The 17,899-nt window shown below is 61.3% G+C and carries 19 protein-coding genes; 7 read left to right on the top strand and 12 right to left on the bottom strand.

What is annotated here, in order from left to right:
• Positions 1-127: 127 nt before the first annotated feature.
• The 5 genes from DLM_RS06845 to DLM_RS06825 form a co-directional block, all read right to left on the bottom strand.
• Positions 128-373 carry a helix-turn-helix domain-containing protein gene (locus tag DLM_RS06845; protein WP_089084762.1) on the bottom strand — a complete coding sequence of 82 codons (246 nt, stop codon included), beginning with the start codon at positions 371-373 and terminating at the stop codon, positions 128-130.
• A 126-nt stretch (positions 374-499) separates the two neighbouring features.
• Positions 500-2,029 (bottom strand): MFS transporter, encoded by a 1,530-nt coding sequence (locus tag DLM_RS06840; RefSeq protein ID WP_089084761.1) that lies wholly within the window; start codon positions 2,027-2,029, stop codon positions 500-502.
• 19 nt (positions 2,030-2,048) lie between these two features.
• Complete coding sequence (locus DLM_RS06835; protein ID WP_089084760.1) at positions 2,049-3,266, bottom strand: cytochrome P450; 1,218 nt, start codon at positions 3,264-3,266, stop codon at positions 2,049-2,051.
• Positions 3,263-3,943, bottom strand: coding sequence for an HAD family hydrolase (locus DLM_RS06830; protein WP_089084759.1), 681 nt, complete (start codon positions 3,941-3,943; stop codon positions 3,263-3,265). Before DLM_RS06830 ends, DLM_RS06835 begins: the two co-directional genes overlap by 4 nt.
• A gap of 1 nt (position 3,944) precedes the next feature.
• Positions 3,945-4,994, bottom strand: a complete 1,050-nt coding sequence (locus tag DLM_RS06825; protein ID WP_089084758.1) for a ScbA/BarX family gamma-butyrolactone biosynthesis protein — start codon at positions 4,992-4,994, stop codon at positions 3,945-3,947.
• Between the two features lie 159 nt (positions 4,995-5,153).
• Here DLM_RS06825 and DLM_RS06820 point away from each other — a divergent pair, with 159 nt between their 5' ends.
• The gene (locus tag DLM_RS06820) at positions 5,154-5,477 is read left to right on the top strand and encodes an ArsR/SmtB family transcription factor (protein WP_089084757.1); all 324 of its coding nucleotides are present in this window, start codon (positions 5,154-5,156) and stop codon (positions 5,475-5,477) included.
• A 267-nt stretch (positions 5,478-5,744) separates the two neighbouring features.
• Here DLM_RS06820 and DLM_RS06815 read toward each other — a convergent pair whose 3' ends face one another.
• The gene (locus DLM_RS06815; RefSeq protein ID WP_089084756.1) at positions 5,745-6,428 is read right to left on the bottom strand and encodes an ArsR/SmtB family transcription factor; all 684 of its coding nucleotides are present in this window, start codon (positions 6,426-6,428) and stop codon (positions 5,745-5,747) included.
• Between the two features lie 73 nt (positions 6,429-6,501).
• Between DLM_RS06815 and DLM_RS06810 the strand changes: the two genes are divergently transcribed.
• A complete protein-coding gene (locus tag DLM_RS06810; RefSeq protein ID WP_089084755.1) occupies positions 6,502-7,602 on the top strand; it encodes a cytochrome in 1,101 nt (366 codons plus the stop codon).
• A gap of 10 nt (positions 7,603-7,612) precedes the next feature.
• Positions 7,613-7,960 carry an antibiotic biosynthesis monooxygenase family protein gene (locus tag DLM_RS06805; RefSeq protein WP_089084754.1) on the top strand — a complete coding sequence of 116 codons (348 nt, stop codon included), beginning with the start codon at positions 7,613-7,615 and terminating at the stop codon, positions 7,958-7,960.
• Positions 7,961-8,039: 79 nt separating this feature from the next.
• Here the strand turns inward: DLM_RS06805 and DLM_RS06800 are convergent, their stop codons facing one another.
• The 4 genes from DLM_RS06800 to DLM_RS06785 all read right to left on the bottom strand — a co-directional run bounded on the left by DLM_RS06800 (position 8,040) and on the right by DLM_RS06785 (position 11,594).
• Positions 8,040-9,197, bottom strand: a complete 1,158-nt coding sequence (locus DLM_RS06800) for a GGDEF domain-containing protein (protein WP_089084753.1) — start codon at positions 9,195-9,197, stop codon at positions 8,040-8,042.
• A 606-nt stretch (positions 9,198-9,803) separates the two neighbouring features.
• Entirely contained in the window at positions 9,804-10,115 is a 312-nt protein-coding gene (locus DLM_RS06795; RefSeq protein ID WP_089084752.1) for a YciI family protein, read from the bottom strand.
• Between the two features lie 26 nt (positions 10,116-10,141).
• Positions 10,142-10,747, bottom strand: a complete 606-nt coding sequence (locus DLM_RS06790; RefSeq protein WP_089084751.1) for an FMN-dependent NADH-azoreductase — start codon at positions 10,745-10,747, stop codon at positions 10,142-10,144.
• A gap of 25 nt (positions 10,748-10,772) precedes the next feature.
• Positions 10,773-11,594 (bottom strand): alpha/beta fold hydrolase, encoded by an 822-nt coding sequence (locus DLM_RS06785; RefSeq protein WP_089084860.1) that lies wholly within the window; start codon positions 11,592-11,594, stop codon positions 10,773-10,775.
• Positions 11,595-11,708: 114 nt separating this feature from the next.
• Between DLM_RS06785 and DLM_RS06780 the strand changes: the two genes are divergently transcribed.
• Positions 11,709-12,713: a GlxA family transcriptional regulator gene (locus DLM_RS06780; protein WP_089084750.1), complete on the top strand. Its 1,005-nt coding sequence runs from the start codon at positions 11,709-11,711 to the stop codon at positions 12,711-12,713.
• A gap of 116 nt (positions 12,714-12,829) precedes the next feature.
• Here the strand turns inward: DLM_RS06780 and DLM_RS23295 are convergent, their stop codons facing one another.
• Positions 12,830-12,967, bottom strand: a complete 138-nt coding sequence (locus tag DLM_RS23295) for a hypothetical protein (protein ID WP_167467050.1) — start codon at positions 12,965-12,967, stop codon at positions 12,830-12,832.
• A gap of 52 nt (positions 12,968-13,019) precedes the next feature.
• Complete coding sequence (locus tag DLM_RS06775; protein ID WP_089084749.1) at positions 13,020-13,655, bottom strand: TetR/AcrR family transcriptional regulator; 636 nt, start codon at positions 13,653-13,655, stop codon at positions 13,020-13,022.
• Positions 13,656-13,850: 195 nt separating this feature from the next.
• On the opposite strand from DLM_RS06775, the gene DLM_RS06770 reads away from it, so the two are divergent.
• From DLM_RS06770 to DLM_RS06760, 3 genes are read left to right on the top strand one after another with little or no spacing between them, the layout of a single operon-like run.
• Positions 13,851-15,308, top strand: coding sequence for an efflux transporter outer membrane subunit (locus tag DLM_RS06770; RefSeq protein ID WP_089084748.1), 1,458 nt, complete (start codon positions 13,851-13,853; stop codon positions 15,306-15,308).
• Positions 15,301-16,836 (top strand): MFS transporter, encoded by a 1,536-nt coding sequence (locus DLM_RS06765; RefSeq protein ID WP_089084747.1) that lies wholly within the window; start codon positions 15,301-15,303, stop codon positions 16,834-16,836. Before DLM_RS06770 ends, DLM_RS06765 begins: the two co-directional genes overlap by 8 nt.
• 4 nt (positions 16,837-16,840) lie before the next feature.
• A complete protein-coding gene (locus tag DLM_RS06760; RefSeq protein WP_089084859.1) occupies positions 16,841-17,881 on the top strand; it encodes an HlyD family secretion protein in 1,041 nt (346 codons plus the stop codon).
• Positions 17,882-17,899 lie beyond the last annotated feature (18 nt).

The following is a 17,899-nucleotide window of genomic DNA, read 5'->3' as shown; positions in this document are numbered from 1 at the left end:
TGAATAATATGCTGAGTCATCAGCCTATTAAATATAAAAAATGGCGAAATTATTTGCAGCATCAGATCCGCATCATTTTGGTATCAGATAAATATCAAAGCGGTAGCAGATAACGGCAGCAGGCTGACTACTCCACGCAGGCAAACAGGCTGTCCACTTCCACCTCCAGCGCCAAGGCCAGGTTCTTGGCAGTGCGGTAGCGTACCGGCGAGCCCAGTTCGGCACGTTTGATCGAGGCGGAGGAAACCGGACAGCGGCTGTTGCGGGCATGCCTGGCCAGGTCGTCCTGACTGAAGCATTTGCTTTTGCGCAATTTTTTCAGCCGCAGCGGATCAAGCAACACTTTTCCATCATCAATGACTAACTTGGACATGCAGCCCCCGACAGTTATGTGGCCAGATAGCACAGCATGCTGCTACCACATGGCAGGATCAGTCTTGTTACACGGCACAACCAGGCAGTGCCAATCCACATGACACGCCTGGTCCGGTTCACCAGTCTACAAAGGCTGGCTGGCCTCGGTGGCCGGCATGGCCGGGCGGATCAGCCAGGCAATCAGCCCGGTAAGTAGCAGGATGATGGCGGCCAAGAGCCACAACACGCCATGAAAAGCCTGGTCATAGCCCTTGATCAGAATGCTCTGCAACTGACTGGCCAGCGCCATCGGCGCGGGCGCTGCCAGATTGCCGGCCGCCGCGGCATTGATCCAACCATGTATTTGCTCTGCATTGCTGCTCAAGGTGGTCAGCGCTCCATGTGCCGCATCGCCCAGCAGCGTAGCCAGCAAGGAACCGTACAGCGCCACGGCCACCGCCTCGCTGCCCAGGCGGAAGGTATTGAGCAAGCCGGCAGCCATGCCGGCTTTTTCCGCCGGCACCATCTTCAGCGCCATCCCATCCACCAGCCCTGCTGACAGGCCCATGCCGCAGCCCAACAGCAGCATGGGCAAGGCCAGTTGCCACCAAGTGCTGGACGGATTGCTGAAAGCGGCCAGCAAGATGATGCCCAACAACAGGCTGAGCAGGCTGGCATTGAGCACACGGTTGGCAGATACGCCATGGGCCACCAGCTTGCCTGCCAGCAGCGGGCAGATCAGCATGGGCAGGGTGAGCAGCAGCATGGTCAGCCCGGTGCGGGTGGGGGCCAGTTGCAGCACACCGCCAAGATAGCTGGGCAGATAGGTAAGCAAGGTGACAAAGCCGAAGGATGCCGCCACCGTCACCAGTGCCATGCCGACAAAACGCTGATTGGTGAGCAAGGACAGATCCAGCATGGGATTGGGGTGGCGCTTTTCCTGCCAGATAAACAACGCCAGCGTGGCCACGGCCAGCGCCAGCAGCAGCAGGATGCCCTGACTGTTCCAGCCCCATTGCGAGCTTTGTACGATGGCGGTCATCAGCGCCAGCAGCAGCAGAATGAACAGGCTGGCCCCCACGGTATCAAACTGCAGCCGCTGCCCGATCGCGGGAAGATCGCGCGGAATGATGGCGCTGCCCAGCAAGACCAGCAGCAAGGCAAGAGTGTGGCACCAGAAGATGGCGCGCCAGCTGAAATGCTCCAGAATCACCCCGGACAGGGTGGGCCCCAGGCTTACCCCCAGACCGGCCACCGTGCCAAACAGGGCAAAGGCCCGCAAGCGGGCGGCCCCTTCGAAGCGGGTGGACAGAATGGCAATGCCGCAGGAAAACACCGCAGCCGCGCCAATGCCTGCCAGCGCCCGCGACAAATCCAGCAGCATGGGGCTGTCGGCCAGCGCCGACAACAGGGACGCCAGCGCATACAACACCGCACCCAGGCTGAAGCAGGTCTTGCGGCCAAAATTATCCGCCACGGCCCCCCAGGACAGGGTGAAGCAGGCAAAGGTCAGGTTGAAGGCATTCACCACCCACTGCAGGCTGGTCAACGGAGCATGGATGTCCAGACCAATGGCAGGCAGTGCAACGGCAGTACCGGAAATGGAACTGGGCACGACAAAGATGGCCAGCAAAATGATGGCCAGCAGTCCTTTGTCTGCAATGGATTGCTGCATGATAATTCTCGTTTCCTGATTAGCGAAGGGTTAATCCGCAGACCGGCAGGGATGCGGGTCTGCGCAGAATGGTGCCGTGGGTCCATGGCACGCTGGCGGCGGGCTGCGCCAGTTGCAAGTCCGGCATGCGCTGCAGCAGGATCTCCAGCACGGTGGTGATTTCCATGCGCGCCAGTGCGGCACCCATGCAGTGATGCATGCCGTAACCAAACTGCAAATGCTTGCTGGCATTGCGTTGTGGATCAATCCGCAAGGGATCGGCAAATACTGCGGGATCCCGATTGGCGGCAAACACATCGGCATACACCACGCTGCCTGCCGGAATGAAACCAAAGCTGCCATGGACACCTTCACTGGCGATGCGGGGAAAGGTGGAGGTGGTCCCCAGCGGAATCAGCCGCAGCAGTTCTTCCACCATGGCGGGGAGGGTTGCCGGCTGCGCGCGCAGCGACTGCCATAAGGCTGGTGCCGCCAGCAGGGTATAAACCACCTTGCACAGCACGGTCAGGATGTTCTGATCGCCGCCGATCAGAATGCCCAGCAGAATCCCCACCAGTTCTTCATCGTTCAGCGGCGGCACACTTTCGTGCCGGGCGGCGACAAAGCGGCGAATCAGCCCGTGGGGGGCGGTGGTACGGCGGCCGGTCACCAGATCCATCAGGTAGTCATATACCAGCCAGAACTGGCGCAACAACTCGGGTACATCACGCGGATCGGCAATCTGCACGGTATGGGTCAATGGCCGGTAATAACTGCGATCCGCCAGCGGGATGCCCAGCAAATGGCAATCCACTTCTGCTGGAATGCATTCCAGCACCAGGTCCAGCAAATCAATCACGCCCGTCTGCGACGACAGCGCATCCAGCCTGGCATGGGTGGCCTGTATCACCGTATCGCGCAGTGTCGCCACCCCGGCGGCGCTGAAATCCTTCGCCACCACCTTGCGCAAGCGCGCATGGCTGGCACCATCATTGTTCAGTAACAGCTCATTGGGCGTGATGGTGGGCAGAAAGCTTGGCCCATCCTCGGTATTGCAGGGCCGCCGCACAAAGCGGGCATCGGTCAGCACTTGCAGCACTTCGTGATAGCGGGTCAGGTGATATGCCACATGGCCGCTGGGCAAGATGATGCGGGCCATGCCGTTGGCCGGGCTGGTGGCGTGGTATACCGCGGCGGCATCCAGTTGCGGGATGTCGCCAACCCATACCGGTGCCAAGGCAGAGACAGGAGCGTTCATATTGCGGCCAGCTCCATGTGCTCACGCAGGGCCACCCTGGTGATGTTTTCCAGCTCCAGCAGTGTCTGGGCATTATCCTGGAACCACAGGGTGTGCCAGCCCAGGCTGGCCGCCGCTTCGATATTCTCTTGCACATCGTCGATCAGCAGGCAGTCAGCGGGCTGAACCGCCGCCCGTTGCGCCGCAATGGCAAAAAAGCGGGCATCGGGTTTGCGGCAGCCTTCCTTGCATGAATCCACCACCAGCTCCACCACGCTGTCCAGTTGCAACATGGCTCGCCAGTGTGGCTCCCACTCCAGCACATTGTTGGTGAGAATGCCCACCTGATAGCCAGCGGCTTTCAACTGGCGCACCGCCTGCAGCATGGTCCGGTTCGGGCTGACCCCGGCAAACCACTGCGCGCCAAATTCGCGCAGCCGGGCGCGGGACAGGTCAATTTCGGGATGACGCATGCGCAAGGCGTTTTCCAGCCGCCGGCCCCACTCCGCCTCACTGATGACGGCATTTTCCACCGGGGCCAGCATCGGCAGTGCCATCTGGGCGGCCACATCGCGCATGGCTTGCTGCAATTGCGCCGGGGCCAGGCCGGTCTTTTGTTGGTATTGCTGGAACAAGGCGGGAATGGGCGGAGACAGCACGCCGCCAAAATCAAACCAGATCATCTTCGGAGTACGCATCTCACACCCCTGCTGGCTGCGTTTGTGTCAGCGACAGCGGCGCGGTCAGGCGCACATCGGCAGCAGCGGCCAGCGCAGCAAGCTCCAGCGAAGCGGTGGCAATCACCTGGCCTTCCTGCTCGATCAACAAGGACATCAGCACCGTTTCATGATCGTCAGCCAGGCAGACTGCATCGCTGGTCAGGCGGCAACTGGTGGCAAGGCCGAATTCGCCAAAGCGGGTGAAGCGCACCTGGCAGCGCGACAGCAGCACCTCTTCCGGATTGATGCCCTGGTAACGGTTGGCGGCAATCAGCGCGGTCTGGCGGAAGGCTTCCAGCAGCAACATGCCGGGAATGTGATCGAGCGGATGGTCGAAAATGCCGGCATTGCCCTGATCGACAATCACCGGAACGGTCAACGCGCCATCCTGCTCCTGGATATGCGCCCCCACCACCACATTACCGGCATAGGCCCGCCCCACCAGCGAGGGTTGGGCCGGTGCCGGGCGCTGAATCTGCGGGTCGGCATTGACGATGACTTTATGCATGGCCTTGGCCCGCATGCGCTTCCAACTGGCCTCATCCATCCAGCGGATGCCCATGCGCTTGTGTGCGGCGGCCTCCCCCTGGATCAGCAAGCTCATGTCCAGCGTCACCCCGGCGCGCACGCCGTTGCGCACATATTCATCCACCACTTTCACATCCACCAGCGCGGTGGCGGGGCAATCGCGCATCAACAGCGCGGAGCGTTGCAGCAGCCGGGTATCGCTATCCAGATAGATGAATTTGTCCTGCATGCTGACCTTCAGAAAGGCGTGGGCAATATAAATCGAAGCCTGACGGAATACCTCCAGCAACAGCAGCATGTCATAGTGTGACTGCGGGTGGGTGTGATCACTAAAATAGCGATGCGCACGCGGTAATTGCGCGCTGCACTGAAAGTGCAGATCACTGCAGGGCAGCCCGCCGGTCAGAAACACTTCGCTGACTGCTGCGCGGTGCACCATATGTCGCGGAACGGTGCTTTCGTAAGCCAGACCCGGCGAGGCGTAGCCAAGATCAATCTTCATCGATCAACTCCTGTTCTTAAAGTGCACAAGATTTCGCAACTCGCACTATCATCATGCGCGTATGGTTTGACACCCATCGAAGGTTCGAATATCTTCGAACCAGTGCTTTATAGAACAGCGCCATACAATATGTCAAATGAATTTTTTGGAGAGGAATGAATGCCAGATGAGCAAGGCCACCCTGACCGGGATGAAATTGAACTGGGTAAAGTATTGATGGCACTGGCGGACCCGACACGCCGCCGGGTGGTCAAGGCACTGCTGGAAGATGTGGAAGATGCCGAGCGGCATTGCACTTCGTTCGGCTTGCAGTTAAGCAAGGCCACGCGCTCACACCATTTTCGCATCCTGCGCGAAGCCGGCCTGATCCGTCAGGTGGATCGTGGCAACAGCCGCATGGCCCAGTTGCGCCGCCAGGATATTGAGCAACGCTTTCCCGGCTTGCTTGGGCTGATTCTGCAGGAAAAAGATACCCAGCCATGACATCGCGACCGGCGCTGCAAACGCGCGCGTGCGGTGTACCGCGGGGACGACTACCGGGGGCTGCGCGTATTGTCTGCGACTGAGGCTGCCATGTGACAGGCATTGCCAACAGCCTGGATGCCCGGCCTGAGCAGCAACACCAGCGAGGTTTACCGACACGATTGTGCTTGCCCTGCTGGCGCGCAGCGCCGCGGGCAATCCCGCCCGTACACAGCCGTCCATCCTGTGTGGAGGCCATGCCCGACAGCAGCCCGGCCCGGCCGCCCTTTACGGGAGAAGCAAATCAAAATGCGCCTGCAAGGCCCTCTTGCCACTGGCTGTCAGTTGCAAGGCGCGGCTATCCAGTTGGCGCACCACCCACCGCTGTTTCTCAAATGCCTGCAGCAACACTGCGCCCAAGTGGCCACCAAGATGCGGGCGGCGCTCACTCCAGTCCAGACAGGCACAGGCAAACTTGCGCTGTGCAGGTATGGCTTCCAGCGATAAGCCGATGCCTTGCAGGGCCTGCAAACCGGCGGCACTCAGGGTGTAATGTTGCGCATCCAGCCAGCCCTGGCGGCACAGTCGGTCATGCAGGGCCACGGCAAGCTCCCCGGCCATGTGGTCATAGCAGGTACGGGCAAAACGCAAGCGTTGCGGGGTCTTGCTGCGCGGGGTGATCGGCTCGCTCCCCGCCAGCCCCATCAGCTTTTCCAGCGCTTCGGCCACCTGCACGCTGGCCAGCCGGAAGTAACGATGCCTGCCCTGCGGCACACAGTCGATCAGGCGCTGCTGCTGCAGCCGCGCCAGGTGGCTGCTCGCCGTTGAGGCAGTGACATCGGCCACCGTGCTCAATTCGGTTGCGGTATAGGCGCGGCCATCCATCAGTGCGCACAATATGCGCACCCGCGTGCGTTCGCCAATGGCGGCAGCCAAGGCGGCCAGTTGGGTTTCAAAATGCGCTTCATCCATATTTCGATGGTAAGCGAAGCATCACCGCGCAACCAGCCTTATCGTGACGCTGCTTGTTACCAAGGAGAGACGCTTGCTTACCACCCCCCCCACCCTGCCAGATGCCATTGCGGCTGCAACCAAGGACGATCCACGCGCCGATTACCAGACCTTGTCCGTCCAGGGTATGGTTTTTGATCAGGAGCGGCGCTGCTGGGTCGCCGCCGCCAATGCCATCGTCCGCAGCGCACTGCACTGCCCCGCGCTGATGGTCCGCCCGCCACATGAGCCGGTTCCCGCAGCCTTGTCCGCGACTGTTGCTGGGGAAATTTTTGCCAGGCTGGTCCGCATGAATGATGGCCCAGTGCATCTGGCGCTCAAAACAGCCGTGCAGCAGGCCCTGGATAGTATTCCGCAAGCGACGGTTTACCAGGCAAGCCGGGACATTGCCGGCTGGTTTGCCCTGCCCCAGCCGCTGGATGGCGCATCGCTCACCCGCTTTAACGATGGGCTGCCCATCCTGGTGCTGGCCAAGCTGTTCGGCATTGCGGCACCGCACTGGGCGGAACTCATTGATGATGTGCTGGCCTTTGTGCGTTGCGTGGCCCCCGGCGGCAGTGCAGAAGAAATATCCGTCGGCATGGCTGCCGCCGCCCGGCTGAGCAGCCGCATGCAGTGTCAACTGGATGCCCCCGGCCCGCTGTTGCAGGCCCTGTGCCAGGCCATGGCTAAGCAGGACTTGCCTGACACGGCCAGGCAGTGGACGGTAGCCAATGCCATTGGCCTGTGGTTTCAAGCGGCGGAAGGAACAACCGGGCTGATCGGACAGGGATTACTGCAAGGACAGGCCGGCGGATGGCAAGGCAGTGCTGCGGCATGGATTAGCCATGTGCTGGGCGATTTGCCCCCCATCCAGAATACGCGCCGCTTTGCGTCCTGCCCGATCAGTCTGGCTGGCTATGCGCTGCAGGCTGGTGATCCGGTATTACTCCTGCTGGCAGGCCCGGCGGCCGACGCGGCACAGAATCTGGCCTTTGGCGCGGGCGCGCATGCCTGCCCCGGTGCGACGTGGGCCCGGCTGATTGCCATGACGGGTATCGAACATCTGTTGGCGCACGGGCTGAGTGACCAGCCCCTGCCACGGCACACCTGGCGCCGCTCAGCCAATGTCCGCCTTCCCGAATTCACTGCATGAGGTGCATGAGATGATCGCTGTCATTTTCGAAGTGGAAGCGGCTGCCGGTGCGCAGCAAACCTATCTGGACATGGCGGCAGCACTCAGGCCGCTGTTGCAGGATATCGAAGGATTCATCTCCATCGAACGCTTTGCCAGCCTCAGTCAGCCAGGAAAACTGCTGTCCTTGTCTTTTTGGCGAGATGCCGCCGCAGTTGAGCAATGGCGCCGCCTGGAGCATCACCGCGCGGCACAGCAACAGGGACGCGCAGGCATCTTTGCGGCTTACCGCTTGCGCGTGGCCACGGTGGAGAGGGATTACGGTTTGCACGACCGCAAGCAGGCTCCGCCAGACAGTCTGAGCTACCATCAGCCCTGAAACACTGCCGCCTGGAGCGCTGCCTGCTCCAAGCGGGCAGACAAGACCGGAGCTGCCATGCACCACACGGCACTTACCCTCAAGGCGCAACCGTAGCGGCCTGGTGTTGGCAGACCCGGTTACGCCCCTGCTGCTTGGCCTGGTAGCAGGCGGCGTCGGCCAGCTTGATCCACTCATCCCAACTGCAGCCTGGCTGGTCGAGGCAGACCAGACCGATGCTGATCGTGACCTTGTAACGGGCATCACCCAGATCGATTTCCTGGGCCGCGGCCTCGCAGCGCAGGCGTTCCGCCATCTCACGCGCGTCTTGTGTGCTGATATCCGGCAGGAAGACAACAAATTCCTCACCACCAAAGCGCGCCATCACATCCACCGCGCGCAGCACGCGCTGCAGGGTTTGCGCCGTCACCGCCAGTAACCGGTCCCCACCCAGATGCCCAAAGGTATCGTTAGCCCGTTTGAAATGGTCAACATCAATCATGATGATGGCACTGCCGGGCTGCGCCAGCGGCGGCAGACGGGCAAACAGGAAGCGCCGATTACCGATGCCGGTAAGCTCATCACGCTCACTGGCCTGCTTGAGCTGGAAGGCGGCACGTTCGGACAACATCGTCAGCACAAACAGCACCAGGGAGAAATTACAAATGATTTGCGCAAAAAACGCCCAGGCTATTTCCTGCACTGTCCACGCCCCGGCGAGAATCCAATAACACTCACCACCATATAGCAGCGCACTGCCTAGCAGAATCAGGCTAAGCAGCCATCTGGAACAAAGCGGTTCTATATGTCTATCCTGCCAAATGCAGAATGACGCCGCCAGCAGAAAGAAAAATGAATTGAAATGAAACGCTGCCGCACGCAATGTATTCTGCATGACAAACCCGGACCATATGCCGCTTAGCAACCATAAGATCGGAATGATAAAGGCAATAATCCGGTAGCGTCGCCATGAATGGCTGCTTAACGCGGCCAATCCCAGCCACAAGATGGCATAGCCGCCAATGCCAAGAGAAAAATGAATATACAGCCAAAAACCTGGCCAGGGCAGCAGATTATTTTCCGTCACGCTGGCCAGCGCACCACCAGTTGCCAGCATGGCAAACGCCAATGCAATAAAACCAAGGCCCATCCTATTCCGGTTATGGTGCCATACATAAAGCATGGCCAAGGTACCGGCCAGCAGCGAGCTTGAATATAAAAACAGCACCGTTGGTAAATCAAGGGTGAGCATGGGCATTTACTTTGCTGCTGAATTGCATAAGACGAAGCACTCCGGAATTTGACATGATTACAAGTCAGGGTGTCAGTTCATCTCCTGCCCTGTACTTTGCAAGTGATGCTATCACACCATTTTTACTATGCCATTTACAAAGCCAGGCACCACATCTCCGGCCTGCATGCGCGCAGATGTCACCACTCAAGCTGCCATCCCAGCCAGCTAAACCTTCTGCATCCGGACACATCAAGTAAGCAATAACCCAGCATGCGCTGCTCGCGCCGGCTTGCCCCATCGCATGACAAGCGCGCCCTGAGATTTAAATATTGCCCGGCCTTGCCTGCAGGCGTCCGACCAAGCAAAAGCGACTTAACAAGCCCGTTATATGTCCTGCCCAGAAGGTGCATCAGCTTGATATTGCGCAGGTCGGCAATGCAGGATTGCCACCCGCGCGCTAAGGACAGGACGCCAGGTGGAATGGGCATGGGCAGGCAAGCCTCACCGCTTGCTACAGATAAAGACGGCCACTTTCACCAGGAAAGCGGCCATGTGGTTCTCATGCCTGGCAATCAATTCCGCCACGCACATGCGGCATGGCCGGTTCGGCCCCGGCCACGCGCAGCAGTGTCAAGCCACGGCCTTGGCCTGGTTTGCCCATGCCTGCGGGAATTGCCCGGCGCGAATGGCCGGTGCAATGGCCTGCGTGCTGAAGCCGGCCAGTTGGTGAATGGCAAAGGGGTCGGCTGCAATCATCTGCTGTATTTCTGCCTCCTGCTCAGCATATGCCAGGATGTATCCGCCGGTGCCGCCCAGCAGCGGGCCGGCAAACAGGATGCGGCCTTGGCGGATATTGTCGACCAGCCATGTCTTGTGGCCTTCCAGTTGTGCCTGGACTTCCTGCTCCGGGCGCAGATAGTGGAGGGTAATGGCAAATAGCATGTTTGTTCTCCGGTATGGAAGGTGAGTTACAGGCTGGCAATGGCGCTTTTGGCTTTGGCAATGCCTGCCTGACGGATTTCAGCAGCTTTGGATGCACCTTCCGCGCGAACGAACTGCACATCGTCTATGCCCAGAAAGCCGAAGAATGCCCGCAGATAGCCTTCCTGGAAGTCCATGTGTGCCAGCGGGCCTTCGGCATAGAAGCCACCACGGGCCGAGGCGACAATCACGCGCTTGCCACCGGCCAGACCAACCGGGCCGCGCTCGGTGTACTGGAAGGTACGCCCAGCCTGGGCCAGACGATCCAGCCATGCCTTGAGCTGGGTGGGAACGGAAAAGTTGTACATCGGGGTGCCCACGACAATGACATCGCTGGCCATGAATTCCTGCAGCAACAATTCCGATAGCTGATGTTCCTGCTGCGTGGCTGCGTCAAACGTGCTTACGCCGCTGGGTCGGAATCCGCCGGCAATGGCAGCGGTAAGGTGACGGATTTCCTGCTGCACCACATCGCGGTAGACCACGCGGGCGTCCGGGTGTGTGGCTTGCAACTGCTGCACGATGGCGGCAGACAAGTCACGGGTGATGGACTGTGCGCCAAGAATGCTGGCATCAATATGCAGAATATTCATGGGTATCTCTTTGCTGGGTGAGGTGTTAACGACTGGCAGCCTGGGCTGCCCGGTCTAGCAGGCGGGCGATGGTCGCCGGGCGGGAAATCATCGAAAGATGGCTGGCAGGCACCGACCACACGGTGGCACCGATTTGCCCGGCCATGCGTAGCTGAACCGCGGGCGGCAAGGCCTGGTCTTGCGTGGTATGCACATACCAACTGGGCTTGTCGTGCCAGGCCGCATGTCCCACCTTGCCGCCAAAGCTGGCGCTGGCAATGGGCTGCTGCACGGCGGCCAACAGCCGCGCCTGTTTGAGAGGCACATCGGCAGCCATCACCTGGCGGAACCGGGCCGGCTGGTCCAGCCACAGCATGCCGTGCGCATCGGCAGCCAGCCCTGCCATCGGGGCCTGCAGGCGGGTCAGCAAATCACTGACCGATTCATCGTTATCCGGCACCAGGGCGGACAGGTAGACCAGGCCTTTCACATTGGCAGCATTGCCCGCCTGGGTGATGACGGCCCCGGCCCAGGAGTGGCCAACCAGCAGCACATCTCCCGTCTGGCGCTGCAGTACCTTTTCGGTGGCGGCAACATCGTCCGCCAATGAAGTCAGCGGGTTTTGCACCGCCGTAACGTGATAACCCAGCCGCTGCAGCCGGCTGATGACTGGTGCCCAACTGGAGCCATCAGCAAATGCGCCATGTACCAGCACGATATTGCGAATGGCAGGCGCGGCCTGGCCAGGCGTGCTGGCCAGTGTCAGCATCACACCGGCGAGGGCCAGCAGTTGCTGCTTCCAGTTGCGGGCTTGCCGTGCGTTGGCATTCTGGCTTGAAAAGCCTGTTGCATCATTTACTTGTGACATTTTTTCCATCCGGTGAGTCAATGTCATGCAGTGTAGCCGGGTGGATGAAGGCAAATAAGATGGCGAACTGGACATTGTTCATGCAAAATTCGCCAAACAGACAAGGGGAAGATCATGCAGATCGCCATCGTGGCACTGGAAGGCAGTTTGTTATCCGCCATCAGCGGCCTGGCGGACATGTTCTGGATCTGCAATCAGGCCAGCCGCAATCCGCCACCGGGGGTGGTAACAGCCCTGGCAGGCAGTCCCGGCCCGCTGTTTCACACCCGGATTGTCAGTGCCGATGCCCAGCCGCTGCGCGACACACAAGGACGGTGGATCCCGGTGGATGGCGCGTTTGACGCAGAAACAGCCTACGATGCCATCCTGATTGCCGGCATGGCGCTGGGGCCTGACGGCCAGCCGCCGCATAGCGCGGCCCACGCGCAGGCGGCCCGCTGGCTGTCATCCCGCCATCAGACTGGCGTGCTGATTGGCGGCGCGTGTGCCGGGACCTTTGTGCTGGGACAGGCTGGTTTGCTCGACCGGCGCCGTTGCACCACCACCTGGTGGTTACACCATGTGTTCAAGCAGCGTTTTCCGGCTGCCTGCCATGTATGGGGCAGCGCCCTGGAGGAGCAAGACGGCATCATTACCACCGGAGGGCCGCTGTCCTGGGTGGACCTGGCACTGCATGTCATCCGGCGACTGGCCGGCCCGGAGCTGGCCAGGCTGGCAGCGGACATTTCGGTGGCCGACAGCCTGCCGCTGCCGCAATTGCTGTATGCCCCGCGTGGCTTCGTCAACACGGCCAACCCGCTGCTGTTGCAGGCAGAGCAAATCATCCGCCATGCCCACCCCGGAATGACGGCGGAGGCACTGGCCCAGGCCTTGCACCTGAGCGAGCGCACCTTGCACCGCCGCCTGAAGCAACTGACCGGTGAGTCACCCAAGGCCTTCATCACCCGTGTGCGTATCGAAACAGCCTGCGTGTTGCTGGCTACGCCGGGCATCAGCATCAAGCAGGTGGCCGGCCAGTGTGGTTATGGCGATGAAACCGCCTTCCGCCGCGCCTTCATACAGGCCATGTGCCTGACCCCGGTGGATTACCGCCGCAGGATACAAAGCCATCAGCAGTAAGGAGCGGTTATCCCTGCCGGATAAACACATGCCGGGAGAATTGACTGCGCTGACAAGCAGGGCATGGCGCAAGCTGGTGCAGCAGCCTCCGTGCCGGCACGCATCCCGGCAGCCTCCTAGGTGATGCGCGCATCGCCAGAGGGCGAAGCAGGCAGCCATTGCCCGCCGCCGGCCCGGCCAGGGGAGTGATGCTCGGCTACGCAGGCGCTCTGGACGATGGAGCAAGCGTAATTGGGCTGGCGCAGCGAGGGCATGCGCGGATCAATCCCCCGCTGGCGGGCAAGACGCAGGCAATACCCATGGGATTCAGCTTTGGAAAGCCAATAAGAACGTAGTGACCGCCAGCCCCACCCAATGGTCGACTTGCGCTGCCGATGGTCGTGATGCCGGATGCGTGAGCAGTTCAAACTGCGCCTCATGCCGCAGCAAGCTGACAAATAGCTTGGTGACATCCGCCAAGCCCATGCCCTTGAGTTGTAGCTGACCTTCCTCCACAAAAACCGCAATCTGCTGTGCAAGCAAATCAGCCACCACCTTGGGGCCTGCCAGATAAAACTGGCGCGCCAAGTCAGGAAACCGTGGTGCTTCCGCCACGATGACCCGGTACAAGGCAATGCCGGTGGGTGACAGGATGATGTTCAGATAATCGGTACCGATATCCGAAAGTGTGGCACGCAAGCCATGTGATCTTGCATCTATGCTGCGGATGGTACTCATCAGCTTGGCGCACTCTTGCTGGATGACCGCGGCAAACAGCGCCTCCTTGTTGGCAAAGCGCGCATAGACCGTGGCCTTGGACACCCCGGCTTCACGCTGGATCATGTCGGTGGTGGCTGCGCTGAAACCATGCTGTAAAAACACCGTCGTTGCTGCTTGCAATACCACACTGGCTTTGTCACAAGCCACAGCCGAACCGGCACTGCTGGCGGCTTCATCCTTCATTTCAAACCGATCGGTACAATTTTAACCCTTGCATTATCCGCCGACGGCGGAACTGCTGTCCAGCAAACGCCAGCAGCATGCCGCAAAGAAGACCATGCTGTGCATGGTGCTTGACAGCCACCGGCCAGTTGCCTAGTTTAAAAAAAGAGCTGTACCGATCGGTACAGTCACAATGACTGATTGCGCCAACACACCATGCCAAGCTCACCATTCCCTCTGCCCGGCAGGCTGTCCGGCAGACTGCTGCTACTCGCACTCGCCAGTTGCCTGAGTGCCTGCGCGCATCAAGCGCGCATCCCGTCCGTGCTGCCGGACACGCCACGCACGCACCTGCAAGACGACCCCACCCTGCCCAGCCAGCCCTTGCCCGCCAAGTGGTGGCAGCTACTGCAGGACCCGCAGCTCGATGCCCTGATGGAGCAGGCCATGGCAGGTAATCTGGACCTGCAACTGGCCGCCAGCCGGGTGGCCGCCAGCCGGGCCCAGGCCGGCCTGGCCGATGCCGCCAGCCAAATACAACTGGGCGCGCAAGCCGGCTACAACCGCAACGCCAACAGCGCGCACTCGCCACTGGTTCGCCTGGGAGCGCCCACCCGCCCCTACGACCTGTGGCAAGTGGGGCTGCAAAGCAGTTGGGAGCTGGATTTATGGGGCTATCTACAACAGCAGCAACGTGCCGCACAAGCCAATGCCCAGGCGGCCTACTTTGGCGCACAAGCCACCCAGGTGGCGGTGCTGGCCAATGTGGCACAACACTACCTGCTGCTACGCCACAGCCAGCGTGCGGCCACCCTGAACAGCCAGCTACTGCAACTGAGCCAGCAGCAAAGCAAGCTGCTGCAAAGCCGGCAAGCACAGGGCCTGATTGGTGCTGCGCCGCTGGAACGGGCCCAGGCGCTTACTGCCCAACTGCAGGCCAAACAACAGGCGCTGACGCTGCAAACCGCGCGCTTGTGCAATGCGCTGGCGCTCCTGCTGGGCCGCAATCCGGGTGAGCTGGATCAGCAACTGGGCGCAGCCAGCAGCCTGCCCCTGCCGCCTGACCGGCTAGCGGTCGGGCTGCCTTCCAGCCTGGCCCACAACAGGCCAGACATCCTGCAAGCCGAAGCCAGCCTGCATGCGGCACTGGCCAATGTGGCCGCCGCCGAAGCCGACTTCTACCCGCGCCTCACCCTGAATGCCGGCCTGGAAAGCCTGGCTTTTAACGGCCACGACCTGGGCATGTGGAATGCACGGCAGTTTTCCTTTGGCCCCGCGCTCTACCTGCCCTTGTTCAATGGAGGACGCCTGCAACAAACCCTGGCACTGACCCAGGCCCGGCAGCAGGAAGCTGCCATCCGCTACCGCCAAACCGTTCTGCAAGCCTGGCATGAGGTGGACGATGCCGCCCAGGCCTTGCACAGCACCCGGGCCAGCCTGCAGCAGCAACAAGCCGCGCTGGCTCAGTACCAACAGGCCGAGCAGCATGCCCGCCATGCTTATGCCGAAGGCCTGAGCAGCCGGCTGGAATGGCTGGAAGCCCAAGCCGCCACCACCGAACGACAGTTGGCGCTGAATGACGCGCGTGCCGCCGTCAGCCAGTCCATGGTGGCGCTGTATCGCTCACTGGGGGGCAACTGGCCAGAGGATAAGGCGGAGGCGGCCCATGACTGAGCACGCCGCCGCCCAGTCGGCCAGCCCGCCAGCCGCGCCGACATTTGGCCTGCGTCTGGCCACCGGACTGCTTGGCGTACTGCTGGCAGCCATGATGGCGGGCTTTAACAACCGGGTGGTGGCCCTGGGCCTGCCCGACCTCTACGGCCAGCTAGGCTGGGATGGCGACCAGGCCTCCTGGCTTGGCAGCGCCTACAGTGCCGGTGAGCTGGTGGCCATGCCATTTGCCACCTGGTGCGCCGTCACCTTCTCCATGCGGCTCTTCCAACTGATCATGCTGACCCTGGTATTGCTGATTGCCCTGCTGCTCCCCGCCGTACACAGCCTGCCGCTGATGCTGGCGCTGCGCGCGGTACAAGGGCTGTGCTGCGGCAGCCAGATTCCCCTGCTGATGATGGGCGCCTTGCGCTTTCTGCCGTTATCCATCCGTCTGCACGGCCTGGCGCTGTATGCGATGACCGCCACCTTCGCCCCCAATATGTCGCTGGCGCTGGCCGCCAGTTGGCTGGACCGGCTGGAAGACTGGCGCTGGCTGTACTGGCAAACCGTGCCGCTCAGCCTGCTGTCCATGGCGCTGATTGCCTGGGGCATACCAGTCATGCCGCCCATGCTGCAGCGGCTGCGCCAGGCCAACTGGCCCGGACTGCTATTGGGAATGGCTGGCCTGACACTGCTGGCACTGGGCCTGGACCAGGCAAACCGGCTGGATTGGTTTCACTCCCGCGCCATCCGGCTGATGCTGTTTGGCGGCGGGGTGCTGACCACGGCTTTTCTGCTGAGCGAATGGTTCCACCCTGCTCCTTTCATGAAGCTGCAACTGCTGCAACGGCGCAATCTGGGGCTGGGCTTTACGCTGTTTTTCTGCCTGCTGATCGTGATGCTGGCCGGCACTACGCTGCCCAGCATGGCGCTGGGCCAGCTACAGGGCTTTCGTGTACTGCAAATGGAAGGCATCGGCATGCGCATTGGCCTGCCGCAGTTGCTGCTCGGCCCGCTGCTTGCGCTGCTGCTGTACCAGCGCAGAATCGATGCACGCCATGTCTTCGTGGTGGGATTGCTCTGCATGGCTGCCGCCTGCTGCTTGGGTAGCGGCCTGACCTCAGCCTGGATGGGCAATGAATTCCGCCTGGCACAGTGGCTGCAGGCCATCGGCCAACCCATGGCAGTGATTGCCTTGCTGTTTCTGGCCACCAGCGTAGTGCAGCCGATGGAAGGTGCCTATGTATCCGGCATCGTCAATACCCTGCGCGCCTTTGCCACCCTGTTTGGCAGCACCGTGCTAGGCCGTCTGCTGACCCTGCGCAGCGACTTCCACCACGAGGTGCTGCAAGACCAGTTCAGTTGGCAAGGCAGCAGCATGTCGCTGACCCAACTGGCAGGCCAGCTCAGCGCACAAGCCAGCACCCTGGCCATTGCCGATGTCTATCTGCTGCTGGGCATGCTGGCCCTGCTGCTGATTCCCGGTGTGCTGCTGATGCAATACATCCCGGCTCCGCTTATTCCTTCACGCCCACCAAACCATGGATGACACCATGCCAGTCAACAACATCACTGCACCCCGCATCGCGCTGGGGGGAATCACCCTGGCCGTGCTGGCCAGCGCTTTTTATTATCTGAACCGCGACGAAGCCTCCGCCGCCACCCAGGCCACCGACGACGCCTATGTCGCCGCAGACATGACGCTGATTGCGCCGCAAGTACAAGGCCAGATCAGCCGGGTACTGGTGGAAGACAATCAGCCGGTCAGCCCCGGAACGCCACTGGTGGAAATCGATGATCGTGATTTCCGCATTGCGCTGGCGCAGGCACAGGCCGGCGTGGCGGCGGCCAGCGCCGATGTTGCCAACCTGCAAGCCCAGCTCGACAAGCAAAGCAGCAGCCTGGCCCAAGCCAGCGCAGCACTGCAGGCCAGCAGTGCCAGCCTGCAACTGGCGCAAGCGGAGAGCAGCCGTTTTGCCCATCTGGCAGCAGACGGCTCCGGCTCGGTACAGGCACAGCAGCAAGCTGCCGCGCAATTAAGCATCCAACAGGCCAATCACCAGCGTGACCAGGCCACGCTACAAGCGGTAAGGCAACAAACCCGCGTGCTGCAAGCCGAGCTGGACAAAGCAAAGGCGGGACTGGCCAAGGCCCGCACCCTGCAAGATAGCGCCGCACTCAATTTGGCCCGCACCCACATTAGCGCCCCGGTAGCCGGCGTGATTACCCAGCGCGAAGCCCGTACAGGAGCGCTGGCCAGCATTGGCAAACCGCTGATGGTGGTGGTACCGCTGCAATCGCTATATGTGGAAGCCAACTTCCGCGAAACCCAGTTGGCCAATCTGCGCGTGGGTCAGCCGGTTTCGCTGCAGGTGGATGCCCTGCCGCACAGCAAGCTGCGCGGCCACATTGCCAGCATTGCACCGGCCAGCGGTGCCAGCCTGTCACCGCTGCCGGCCCACAATGCCACCGGCAACTTCACCAAGATCGTGCAGCGCTTGCCAGTACGCATCGCACTGGATGCCGGACAGCCGCAACTGCAGGCTTTGCGCGTTGGCATGTCGGTACATCCGGAAATCCAGACCCACTCATAAGCACCAGCAGGAGCGGCA

Origin of the sequence: Aquitalea magnusonii (assembly GCF_002217795.2) — a bacterium.
Lineage (GTDB): Bacteria > Pseudomonadota > Gammaproteobacteria > Burkholderiales > Chromobacteriaceae > Aquitalea > Aquitalea magnusonii_B.
The sequence above is the reverse complement of the archived record's forward strand: the minus strand, read 5'-3'. Positions and strand labels throughout refer to the sequence as shown.